Source organism: Nocardia sp. NPDC024068, assembly GCF_040638875.1.
Classification (GTDB): Bacteria; Actinomycetota; Actinomycetes; order Mycobacteriales; family Mycobacteriaceae; genus Nocardia.
Genome location: NZ_JBEZYU010000041.1, coordinates 38,956 through 51,071, shown reverse-complemented (window position 1 = coordinate 51,071; position 12,116 = coordinate 38,956). Strand labels below are relative to the sequence as shown.

General features: G+C 72.6%; 6 protein-coding genes. 1 reads left to right on the top strand and 5 read right to left on the bottom strand.

Annotated elements, in window-relative coordinates:
• Positions 1 to 167: 167 nt before the first annotated feature.
• The 3 genes from AB0F41_RS23930 to AB0F41_RS23920 form a co-directional block, all read right to left on the bottom strand.
• Positions 168 to 1,643 carry a zinc-dependent metalloprotease gene (locus AB0F41_RS23930; RefSeq protein WP_357427355.1) on the bottom strand — a complete coding sequence of 492 codons (1,476 nt, stop codon included), beginning with the start codon at positions 1,641 to 1,643 and terminating at the stop codon, positions 168 to 170.
• A 181-nt stretch (positions 1,644 to 1,824) separates the two neighbouring features.
• Entirely contained in the window at positions 1,825 to 2,763 is a 939-nt protein-coding gene (nudC, locus tag AB0F41_RS23925) for an NAD(+) diphosphatase (protein WP_357427353.1), read from the bottom strand.
• A 41-nt stretch (positions 2,764 to 2,804) separates the two neighbouring features.
• Positions 2,805 to 3,875 carry a potassium channel family protein gene (locus AB0F41_RS23920; RefSeq protein WP_357427351.1) on the bottom strand — a complete coding sequence of 357 codons (1,071 nt, stop codon included), beginning with the start codon at positions 3,873 to 3,875 and terminating at the stop codon, positions 2,805 to 2,807.
• Positions 3,876 to 4,009: 134 nt separating this feature from the next.
• Here AB0F41_RS23920 and AB0F41_RS23915 point away from each other — a divergent pair, with 134 nt between their 5' ends.
• Positions 4,010 to 4,423, top strand: a complete 414-nt coding sequence (locus AB0F41_RS23915; protein ID WP_357427349.1) for a hypothetical protein — start codon at positions 4,010 to 4,012, stop codon at positions 4,421 to 4,423.
• Positions 4,424 to 4,551: 128 nt separating this feature from the next.
• Here the strand turns inward: AB0F41_RS23915 and AB0F41_RS23910 are convergent, their stop codons facing one another.
• Positions 4,552 to 7,989: an ATP-dependent DNA helicase gene (locus AB0F41_RS23910; RefSeq protein WP_357427347.1), complete on the bottom strand. Its 3,438-nt coding sequence runs from the start codon at positions 7,987 to 7,989 to the stop codon at positions 4,552 to 4,554.
• Positions 7,986 to 12,116, bottom strand: a complete 4,131-nt coding sequence (locus AB0F41_RS23905; protein ID WP_357427345.1) for a PD-(D/E)XK nuclease family protein — start codon at positions 12,114 to 12,116, stop codon at positions 7,986 to 7,988. The genes AB0F41_RS23910 and AB0F41_RS23905 overlap by 4 nt, the downstream gene beginning before the upstream one ends.

The following is a 12,116-nucleotide window of genomic DNA, read 5'->3' as shown; positions in this document are numbered from 1 at the left end:
CGACCCCGAAATTGTTGATATCGCAGTCGATGAAGGCGGTCCCGCCGGTATTGGCCCACAGGTCCGAGACCTGTGGACAACTCTATATCCGCAGTTCACTGCCTATCCGCCGGTCGCCGCCAGCGGCGAAACCGAATTCGCGCGGATCGACTGCCCGGGGGGCCTCGCTATCGCTGACCGGACTCCGGATCCGGAGGCGAATCGGGTCCTTCGTCATCGGACTCCGCGGCATCGGACCCTGCGGAATCGGGCTTCGCGGCATCCGACTCCGTGGCATCGGGCTCACCCGCGCGAGGCCCCGATTCGGCCTTGGCGCGTTCGGCGGCCTCGGTGGCGGCGAGCTGGGCCATCGGATCGTCGAAAGCCCCGGTACCACCACCGATCACCGAGTCGATGAACGCGGCGGGGGTATCCAGGTCGGTGGCGTCGGGCAGCAGATCGGGGTGTGCCCAGACCCCGTCGCGGGCGGCCATACCGACATCGTCGGTCAGCCGCTGCCACAGTGTGGCCGCTTCACGGAGTTTGCGCGGACGCAGTTCCAGGCCGACCAGGGTCGCGAAGGTCTGCTCGGCCGGACCACCGGTGGCCCGGCGGCGGCGCAGCGTCTCCGCCAGCGCGCCCGCACCCGGCAGCCGGTCGCCGACGGCGGCCGCCACGACCACCTGCACCCAGCCCTCGATCAGCGCGAGCAGGGTCTCCAGCCGTTCCAGGGCCTGTTTCTGCTCGGGCGTGGTCTGCGGCTCGAAGCTGCCCTGGGAGAGGATCTCCTCGAGTTTGGACGGGTCGGTGAGCGCGGAGGGATCCAGGTTGCGAGCGGTTTCCTCCAGCGCCGAGAAATCCATGGTGATACCGCGGGCGTAATCCTCCACGGCGCCCAGCACCTGCTGGCGCAGCCACGGCACATGGACGAAGAGCCGCTGATGGGCCACCTCGCGGGCGGCGAGGAACACCACGATCTCGCTCTCCGGCTGCTCCAGCCCCTCGGAGAACTCCGAGATCGCGGTCGGCAGCAGGGCCGCGGTACCGGCCGGACCGAGCGGCAGGCCGATATCGGTGCCGGTCAGCACCTCCTTGGCCAGCTGTCCCAGCGCTTGACCGAGCTGCGAGCCGAACGCCAGGCCACCCATCTGACCGAGCATCCCCATCATCGGACCGGCCATATCCCGGGCTTCCTCCGGGAGTCCGGCGGTCCACATACCGGAGATCTGCTGGGCCACCGGATCGCAGAGACGCTGCCAGGTGGGCAGGGTCTTCTCGATCCAGTCGTTGGCCGTCCAGGCGACGGTGCTCGTCGCGCCGGCGGGGAAGGTGGTCGCGTCATCGAGCCAGAGTTCGGCGAGGTGAGCGGCATCGGCGACGGCCGCGGCGGTACCGCTGGACACCGGCGGAACGGTCGCGCCGAGTTGCTGGCGGGCCAGCCGCTTGGCCACGTCGTAGTTGACCGGCCCGCTGCCGCCGCCTGCCACGCCCTGCCCCATACCGCTGAGCATCTGCCCCAGCGAGGTGAGCATCTGCCCCAGCGAGGCCGGGTCGAATCCGCCGCCGCCGAGACCGAACGGGTCGTTACCGCCACCCGGTTTGTCGCCGCGACCGCGGTCGTCGTCGTCGCCTCCTTGCGAGAATCCGAACGGGAGATCGCTCATTCCGCCTCACCCGCCGGTTTCGCGTCCGGTCGGAATCCGGTGAGCGCGCACGAACCGGCTCGACCGGTCGGCGCTTCGAGAAGCTGCATGTAGTCCATAGTAGGCGTGACGAACCGGCCGGTCCGCCGCACCGGCGCGGCTTCGCGCAGGGTGAACATGCTCGCCGGAAAGCGCCGGACGCTCACTGCGCGGGCGCGGTGTCCCCCGCGGCGACCCAGGACTCCACGATCGTGCGGGCGATCGATACCGCCCCGGGCAGCAGCAGGCGAGGCCCGGCGGCGTCGCCCCCGTCGGGCCGGGTCCGCCAGGCGCCGGCGGCGAGGGCTTCGCGCACCTCCTCGCGGGTGAACCAATGCGCCTCGGCGATCTCGCCGTCGGAGAAGACCAGTGGCTGCTCCGGGTCGGCCAGGGCACAGAACCCGAGCATGAGGGAGCGCGGGAACGGCCACGGCTGGCTGCCGAGATACTGGATATCGCCGACGTCGAGCCCCACCTCCTCGCGCATCTCCCGTTCGACGCAGCGCTCCAGGGATTCACCCGCCTCCACGAATCCGGCCAGCAACGAGAACATGGTTTCCGGCCAGCTGTGCTGGCGGCCCAGCAGCACCCGGTCACCGCCGTCGTGGATCAGGCAGATGACCGCCGGATCGGTGCGCGGGAAATCCTCCCGGCCGTCCTCGGCCACTCGCGACCAGCCGCCCTTGGCGGGCCTGGTGGGGCTGCCGTCGGCGCCGTGGAAGGCGGCCGAGGTATGCCAGTTGATCAGTGCGAGCGCCGCCGACAGCACACCGGCGGTGAAATCGTCGAGCGAGGTATCGGCGAGCCGGCGCAGATCCCGCAGTGACCCGGTGAGTTCGGGATCGCGAACGGCCCACAGGTGCACACCGTCGTCGATACCGAGGAATACCGCGTCCGGGCTGGGTTCGGCGGCCAGGTCGACGGCCCGATCCCAGATCAGCGCCCCGGCTTCGTAGCGCACCGCACCACCCCGGCCGACCCGTAGCAGCCGGGCGGTGGCCCAGCCTTCCTTCAGCGCGCGGTCGTCGGCGCGCAGATGGTCGGCGCGATCGAGTGCGGAGCGAGAGAGCAGGGGGAGTTGGTTGAGCTGGAATACCGCCACGCCTCCGAGCGTATCGCGGCCCGGCGAGCGCCGGCGCCGGGTCAGCGGGCCCGGCGGATGTAGAGCAGTTTGTCTCCGGATTCCAGGGCGTCGGCCTCCGATTCGCCGACCCTGATCAACTGCCCGCCGCGCACCACGCCCAGCACGATATCGCTGAGATGACGCGGCGACCCCCCGACCTCCCCCGGTTCCACCTCGCGCTCGGCGACGGCGAAACCGTGCTCGGGGGTGAGCAGGTCCTCCATCATCTCCACGACGCTCGGAGTGGTGGTGGCGATACCCAGCAGCCGCCCGGTGGTCTCCGAGGACACCACCACCGAATCGGCGCCGGACTGGCGCAGCAGATGGGTGTTCTCCGATTCCCGGATGGAGGCCACGATCTTGGCCTTCTTGGTGAGTTCCCGAGCGGTGAGGGTGACCAGGACCGCCGTATCGTCCCGGTTGGCGGCGACGATGACCGAGGACGCGTTCTGCACCCCCGCCAGCCGCAGCACATCGGACTGGGTCGCCGATCCGTGCACGGTGACCAGGCCGGCGGTGGACGCGGCTTCCAGGCTCACCGCGTCGGTATCGACGACCACGATATCGGCGGGCTGGACGCCGTCGCCGAGCATGGCGTCGATAGCGGTGCGGCCCTTGGTGCCGTAGCCGACCACGACGGTGTGATTACGCACGGTGCGCCTCCAACGCTGGATCTTCAAGGCCTGGCGGGAACGCTCGGTGAGCACCGCCAGGGTGGTGCCGACCAGGACGATGAGGAACAGCACGCGCAACGGGGTGATGACGAAGATGTTCACCAGGCGTGCCGACGGGGTGACCGGGGCGATATCACCGTATCCGGTGGTGGACAGGGACACCGTCGCGTAATAGAAGGCGTCCAGCAGGGTCACCGAATCGTCGGCACTGTCGCGATAGCCGTCGCGGCCGAGGTAGACGACCATCGCGGCCAGGCACAGGAGTCCGACCGCGAACAACACCCGCCGCCACAGCGAGATCCACGGGCTGCTCTGCGCCTCCGGGATACGCAACAACCCGACCAGCGCGAAATCGGGGCGGTCCGCTCCCGCACCCAGCCGCGTTCGTCCGCCGAGTTGCGCGAAGCGCGAATTCACGGGCGATTCCATCGACCGCCCCGGGCTTTACGCCGCTGCACTGCTGTCAGTCCCTCCGACACAGCTCGGGAGCCTACCCGCTGGTCCGGCGTCACGCCGCGTGCGTGGCCCGTAGGGAACTCTAGGGTGGGGGCATGGCAGATCTCTCGCCCTCCGGCACTCCGGATTCCGGACGCGCCCCCGCGCGGCGACTGGCCGCGCTTCTCCTCGGTGCCGGAATCATGCATTTCGTCATTCCGAAACAGTTCGACTCGATCGTTCCACCCCGGCTGCCTGGCCGGGCGCGGTCCTATACGTACTGGTCGGGCGTCGCCGAGATCGGCGTCGGCACAGCGTTGCTGGTCCCGCGGACCCGGCGGCTCGGTGGCCGGCTGGCCGCGGTGCTGTTCGTCGCGGTGTTCCCGGCGAATGTCCAGCTCGTGGTGGATTCGCTGCGCAACCCGCGGACCCCGCGGTTGCTGACCGCGGTCTCGATCCTGCGGCTGCCGTTGCAGTTGCCCATGATCACCCAGGCGCTCACGGTCGGCCGCTCGAACCCACAGCGGTGAACCGCCCGAACCCCACAGCGGTGAACCGGCCGAACCCCGCAGCGGTGAACCGGCCTAATCCCCAGCGGTGAACCGGCCGTATACGCAGCGGTGAACTGCCGATGGCATCGGCGGTGAGCCGCCGGGGACTATCGCGGTGGATCGGCCGGTTCGTCCGGCGGGTCCAACCGGTCCGGTGCGGTGGTCTCGGTGAGCAGTGCCGCGAGTTCCGCCGGCCCCGGCAGCCTGCGCGGCGATACGGTGCGACCGGTTCGTATGTAGTGGAAGGCCGCCCCGACCCGGTCGAGAATCCGTTCCTCGGATTCGCCGGTGCGGGCGGCGAGCAGCCGGGCCCACGCCAGCCGGTAGACCGCCAGCTGTACCGCGACCGCGGGTTCCTCGGCCGGGCGCGGTTCGGCGCCGGTCTTCCAGTCGACGATCGTCCAGCGCTCGCCGGGCTCGGCGAACACCGCATCCATCCGGCCGCGGATCACCACCCCGGCGAGGGTGGTCTCGAACGGCACCTCGATCTCGACGGGCCGGCGCGCGGACCACGGCGAGGACAGGAACGCCTCCTGCATCCGGGCCAGTTCGGCGTCGGCCGCGGCCCCGGAATCGGCCGCCCCGGGCAGATCGTCCAGACCGGGTAGCTGATCGGTGGCGAACCAGCGCTGCACCCAGGCGTGGAACGCGGTACCGCGGCGCGCCAGCGGATTGGGCGGATAGGGCAGCGGACGGCGTAGCCGGGCGGCGAGGCGGTGCGGGTCGGCGCGCATCTCCACCAGCGCCGTGGCGGGTAGCTGGGCCGGAAGTTCCACCTCGGTGGCCGCCGTGGCACCGGCCCGGTATTCGGCGAGCAGCGCGTCGACATCGGCGATCCAGCCGTCGGGATCGTCCGGGTTGTTCGGGCCACCCGGGTCGTCCGGGTCGGTGCCGGAGTCCGGTTCCGCGGTCCCGGCGGCGAGATCGGCCAGCGCGGTGTGCACCAGGGCCGCACCCTGTTCGATATCGGCGCGGCGCGTACCCAGCGGATCACCGGGCCAGGGCGCCGTATCCGGAGTCCCGGTGAGCGGGTTGGGTTCGCCCGGCTCGGGAGCGGCGTCCCATACGGCGGTTTCCACACCGCTGCCCGGGAGGTCGGCGGCGGCCCGCACCTCCAGCAGGAATTCCGACGGACCCTTCGGCTTGTCACCGGTTTCGGCCCAGTGGTGCGCCGAGACCAGCAGCACTCGCTCGGTCCGGGTGAGCGCCACATAGAACAGTCGCCGGTCTTCGTCGAGGCGGCGGCGATACAGCGCCTCCTTGTGCGCGGCGAGCCCGCGTTGCAGATCCGAGCGATCGGTGAGATCGGTCAGATCCAGCACCGGCACGCCGTCCGGAGAGTCCGCGGTGGCCCGGTCGCCGCGCAGCGCGGTCGGAAGTTCGGCCAGGGCGCCGAGCCAGGTGTTCGCACCCCGGGTGGACGGGAACACATCGCGCGTGACATGCGGTACCGCGACAACCTCCCACTCCAATCCCTTCGCCGCATGCACCGTCAGCACCTGGACCCGATCCGGCGCGACCTCCACCTCCCCCGGTTCCAGCCCGTTCTCCACCGATTCCGCCGCGGCGAGAAACCCCAGCAAACCGCCGAGCGTGGCACCGGTATCGCCGGCGTATCCGGCGACCACCTCGGCGAAGGCGTCGAGATGTTCCCGTCCGGCGCCGGACCCGGCGAGCGCCCGGCGGGCTTGTGTTTCCACCCCCACGCCGATCGTGCGTTCCACATCGGCCACCAGTTCGGTGAGCGGCTGGCCCGCCCGTTCCCGCAGCGCCGCCAGTTCCCGGCCGAGCACGGTGATGCGGCGATGACCGGCGGCCGAATAGCGGTCCGGCGGACCGGGGTCGGCGATCGCGTCCGCGAGGCCCGCGCGTTCGGCGGGTTCGGGGGCGACCTCGTGCAGGGCGGCGGCGAGGGCGGCGGAATCGGTGATATCGCCGGCGGGTTCGTGCCCGATCGACAGTTCCCGGGCGCGCCGGGCGAGGGCGGCGAGATCGGCCATGCCGAGCCGCCAGCGGGCGCCCGTCAGGATCCGGACCGCCGCGCTACCGGCGGCGGGATCGGCGATGAGGCGCAGGGTCGCGACGATATCGGCGACCTCGGGTGTCGAGAGCAGGCCGCCCAGCCCCACGATCTCCACCGGCAGGCCCTGGGCGCGTAACTGTTCGGCGAGCTCAGCGGCGTCGGCGTTGCGGCGGATCAGTACCGCGGAGGTGGGCGGCGGCGCGCCGGCGTCCGCGGCGCGCCGCCATTCCGCGGCGACCCGTTCGGCGATCCAGCGGCGTTCGTCGGCAACCGTCGCGGTGAGCGCGAGAGCGACGCCGCCGGGTTCGGCTCCGGGCCGGGCCCGCAGCGGGTCCACCGTCACTCCGCCACCGGCCCGGGCGGCCGCGCGCAGGGGTTCGACGACCATATTGGCGAGTTCCAGCGCCTCGGGCGGATTGCGCCAGCTGGTGAGCAGTGGCAGTACCGGCGCCGGATCGCCCGGGCCGCGCGGGAAATCGGTGGTGAACCGGGGCAGGTTGGCGGCGGAGGCCCCGCGCCAGCCGTAGATGGACTGCATGGGGTCGCCGACCGCGGTCACCGCCGGGGGGCGCGGTTCGTTGCGCCGGGGCCCGGAGCGCTCGGCCGGATATCCGGCACCGAACAGCGCGGACAACAGAATCCGTTGCGCGTGACCGGTGTCCTGGTACTCGTCGAGCAGTACCAGCCGGAAACGCCCACGTTCGGCGGCGGCCACCTCGGGGTGTTCGGCGGCCAGCCGCGCCGCCAGCGACATCTGGGCGCCGAAATCCAGTGCGCCGCGGTGCTGCAGCGTTTCCCGCAACTGCCGGACCAGCGGCAGCAGCGCGACCCGTTCCCGCTGGGCCCGCAGCACCGACAGCAGTTCCTTGTTCGGCCCACCGCGCTGGCGCGGTCCGGGCGGCAGCGTATGCACGAGTTTTTCCAGTTCGGTATGGGCTTCGGCGAGCTCCTCGGGTTCCACCAGATGTTCGGCGAGCTGCCCGGACAGCGCCAGCACCGCCTCGGTGACGGTGAGCGGCGATCGCTCGGTCTCCAGATCACCGTCCCAGCCGCGCACCACCTGATGCGCGAGCTGCCACAGCTGGGTTTCGGTGAGCAGGGCCGCCGACGGCTCCACCGGGAGCAGCAGTCCGTGTTCGCCGAGCAACCGCCCGGCGTAGGAGTGGTAGGTGCTGATCTCCGGTTCCGCGCCGGCCAGGACCGCGCGCAGTTCGCCGGAGGGGTCGAGATCGCGGAGCAGCCGGGAGCCGGCCAGCCGCGCGAGGCGGGTCCGGATCCGGGCGGTGAGCTGCTGGGCCGCCTTGCGGGTGAAGGTGAGCCCGAGCACTTCCTCCGGCGTCACGAACCGGTTGGCGACCATCCAGACGACCCGGGCGGCCATCGTCTCCGTTTTGCCCGCCCCCGCGCCCGCCACCACCAGCACGGGACCCTCCGGCGCCGCGATCACGGCCTCCTGTTCCGCGGTCGGCGGCGGCAGGCCGAGCGCGTCGGCCAATTGCCCCGGTGTGACCCGGGCGCTCACTCGTCGGTCACCTGACGTCCGGCGTCCTGGACCGGGCAGCTGTTCTTCACCGAGCAGTGCCGGCAACCCTCGTTGCGGATGGCCAGGAAGCCCGGCCCCTCGGTGGCCGCGGCGGCGGTGTGCACGGTCTCCCGCCAGGCTTCGAGCGCCTCGGCGTCCAGCGGCGACTGGACCCGTTCCTTGGCGACCCCCGTGGCCCCGGGCGCGGCCACATAGACCAGCCGCGCGCCACCCGGTTCGGCGGTGTTCGCACCGCCCTCGCCGGCCGTACCGCCCTCGCCTTCTTCGCCGAGCGCCCCGGCGGCGGCCGCCACCTGATAGGTCGCCAGCTGGGCGTGCTGGGCGGCGTCCGCCTCGGTGACCGGGTTCTTCCCGGTTTTGACGTCGACGATGACGAACCGGCCGTGCTCGTCCCGCTCCAGCCGATCGATACGCCCCCGGATCCGCACCTCCGGCGTACCCGGCAGCACGCAGTCGACGGGCACCTCGATACCGGCCTGGGTGAGTTCGCCGCGGGTGGTGCGCACCCACGCCACGAACGCGTCCAGCATCGCCTCGGTACGGCGCAACTCCTGCCGGGAGTGCCAGCCTGCCTCCGGATCGATACCGGGCCAGCTGCGGACCAGTTCGGCACGTACCTCGTCGAGCGGGACGCGGCCGGCGATCGCCTGGACGAGAGTATGCACCAGGGTGCCCTTCACGGCGTAGGGGTTCTCGCCGTCGGAACCGCCGTTGCGTTCCAGCGCCCAGCGCAGCGGGCAAGTGCGCAACAGCTCCACCGTCGAGGGCGATAACGCGATGGGACCGTCGTCGTCCCACAGGGTTTCGCTCGAGCTGAGTCCCGGGACCCCGTACCAGTCGTCGGGCGCGGTACCGGGGATGCCGGCGAGCGCCAGCCGGGCCAGTTGCTCGGCGGCACGGCGGCGGCGCCGGTCACCGGCTCCGGGATCGCAGACGGCGGCGCGCAGTTCGGCGACCAGCGCGTGCAGGGCCAGCACCCGGCCGGGTTCGGCGACCGGCAAAGCCCCGGGCTCCCCGTCACTGTCGCCGCCTATGAGTTCGGACAGAAACCGCGACGGCACCAGATCACGTTCCCCGGACACCGATTCCACCGCGGTGACCAGCAGCGACCGCCGCGCCCTGCTACAGGCCACGAACAGCAGGCGGCGTTCCTCGGCCAGGATCGGCGCGGTGCGGCTGACCCGCTCGGTGATTCCGGCGACCTCGTCCACCAGGTCCTCGGTGTGCAGCAGGGTGCCACGCGGCCGGGGATCGGGCCAGATGCCCTCCTGAACCCCCGCCACCGCGACGACCTCCCACTCCCGGCCCGCCGCGGCGTGGGCACTGAGCAGATCCACCGCCTCGTCCTGCCGCGCGGGGGCGGCCCGGTCCTGTGCGATCTGCTGCCGGTCGAGGTATTCGACGAAGCCTTCGATGGTCGCGCCAGGCAGCCGGTCGGTATAGGCGGCCGCGGCGTCGAACAGCGCGACCGCGGCGTCGAGATCGCGGTCGGCCTGCATCCCCGCCGCGCCACCCCGTTCGGACTGCGCCAGCCACCGTTTCTCCAGCCGCGATCCGGTCCACAGCGCCCACAGCACATCCTCGAGCGCGCCGCCGTCGCGCCGCACCCGGCGGGCCCGTTCCAGGGCGCGCGCGGCCCGGTGCAGCGGCGCGAGTTCCACCTCGGTGAGCCCCGCCAGGATCCGTTCGTCGCCGGAGCCGAGTAGCAGGTCGCGCAGGAATTCCACCGACGGCCGGTCGGTGACGGCCGGAGGTGGGGAGTCGGGGGCGGCTGAGTCAGCGGACGCCGGAGCCGATGGGCCGGAGCCTGCGGCGGCCGGGCCTGCGGCAGCGAGACGGGTGCCGGTCGGGTCGGTCGCGCGGTCGGTGGCAGCCGCGTCAGTGGCAGCCGCGTCAGTGGCAGCCGCGTCAGTGGCAGCCGCGTCAGTGGCGGGGTCGGTGCCGGCCGGATCGGCGGGGCACGCAGTCACTGCGCCGGGCGGCTCGGTATCCGTCGGTCCGGCGGTGGATCGGGCGTCCGCAGGGATCCGGTCGGCGGAACCACCCGGGGCGGCAGCGACGAAAGGGCCGGGCGCGCCGGGGTCAGGCGCGCCGGGGTCAGGCGCGCCGGGGTCGGGCGCGCCGGGGTCAGGCGAGGGAGGGGCGAGGTCGGGCGGGAGATCGTCCTCGTCGACGGGTTCCGGTGGCAGCCCCTCCCACGGGTCCGTATCCACGCGCTCCTGGTCCAGCCCGAACCACTCGGCTTCCTCGGCATGGCGGGCCGCCTCGTCGAACGGGTCGCGCGGCGCGGCGCCCGTAGGTGATCCCGCCGCGGTCTCGCGGTCGGCAGGAGATGGCTCGTCACGGGGTGGCTCCGCGGTGGCGTCGGAGTGCGCGGCGGCCGGTGTGGCGCGCGCGAGTTCCACCGTGGTGCGGCGGATTCCGCGGCGCAATCGGCGCAGGCTGATCTGGTCGGCGCCGCCGAGTGGGCCGGACAGCAGATCGAGCGCCTCGTCCGGGCCGAAGAGGGATTCGGTGGAGCCGCTCCCGCGGCGGGCGGCCTCACTCGCGAGTACCGCGCGCAGCGCGAGCAGCATCCAGGCGGCGCCGCGCCGGCGGGCCAGCGGCGTATCGTGCGCCGGCCGGCGCACGGGCACCCCGGCCGCCAGCAGCGCCCGGCGCAGCGGCGGGAGCAGTAGCGGTACCGAACGCACGATCACCGCCATCTGTGACCACGGCACGCCTTCGGTGAGATGGGCGCGCCGCAGATGGTCGGCGATGAGGGACGCCTCCTTGGCCGGGCTGCCCAGCACCCGCACCCGGACCTCCGCGGCCGGGACCGGACTCTCGGCCTGCTCGGATGGTTCTCCGCGTTCGTCCGGGCCGAGGTCGGCGAGGGTGGTGCGATGCGCGGCGCTGCCGGGCAGCCGGGTCGCGATCCGGGCGGCCGCGGTATGCACCGCGGGCGCGCAACGATGATTGTTGTGCAGCACCACCCGCCGCGCGGCCGGGACTTCGAGGTCGGTGAGAAACCGGGAGTCGGCGCCGCGGAAGGTGTAGACGGCCTGGTCCGGATCGCCGGCGACGACGGTGGTGCCCGCGCCCGCCGCGAGCACCCGTACCAGCAGCGCCGCTTGTGGGTCCAGGTGCTGGGCATCGTCGACGAGCAGACAGCGCAACCGGGCGCGTTCGGCCGCCAGCAGGTCGGGGTCACCGGCCAGCGCGTCCAGCGCCGCCCCGACCAGTTCGGCCGCGTTCAACGCCGGAGCCGAGGCCTCCGGTGCCGCCACCCCGACCGACCAGCGCAGCAGCATCGCCTGTTCGTAGCGGGCCGCGAACCGGCCGGCCGCCACCCAGTCTTCGCGATCCCGCCGCCGGCCCAGTTCCACCAGGTCTTCCGGGCCGAGCCCGCGTTCGGTGGCACGCAGCATGAGATCGCGCAGTTCGTCGGCGAACCCGGCCAGGCCGAGCGCGGGCTGCAACCGGCGCGGCCAGAGACCGGTGGCGCCCGCCGCGATATCGGTGAGGTCGCCGTGCAGCATCTCCCGCAGTGCCGCGTCCTGTTCGGCGCCGGTCAGCAGCCGGGGCGGCGGATTGCCGTGCCGGGCGGCCTGGCGGCGCAGGATCCCGAAGGCATAGGAGTGAACGGTGCGGGCCAGCGGTTCCCGAGTCGCGCCCGGGACCCCGCCGGGAGCGGCCGCCGTGCGGGATTCCGGCGCGGCGAGCGCGAACAGCGCTGGATCGGAGGGCACCACGACCGGGGGCGCCGCACCCGGCCCGCTCGGCACGTCGTCACCGAACCCCGGCGCGCAGACGTCCCAGTGCGCCAGTCGTTCGGTGAGGGCGTCGCGCGCGGCGGCGGCCGCCTGTGTGGAATGGGTGAGCAGCAGGATTGATTCCGGATCGGCGCCCCCGGCGATCCGCGCGGCGGCCACATCCACCAGCAGCGCGGTCTTACCGGTACCGGGGCCGCCCAGGACCCGCCACAACCGGCCGGTCCGGGGTTGCGCGGCGGTAGCGGGCGGATCCGGGGCGAAGAGCGCGCGAAGACCGGCGCCCCAGGTCCGAGCCCGGGGAGCCGATGTCTTCCGGCGCACCAGCCGCACCGGCCTATCCGAACGCACCAC

Coding starts and splice junctions, on each gene's coding strand:
- AB0F41_RS23915 (WP_357427349.1), top strand. CDS start 4,010: ATGGCAGATCTCTCGCCCTCCGGCACTCCGGATTCCGGACGCGCCCCC.
- AB0F41_RS23930 (WP_357427355.1), bottom strand. CDS start 1,643: ATGAGCGATCTCCCGTTCGGATTCTCGCAAGGAGGCGACGACGACGAC.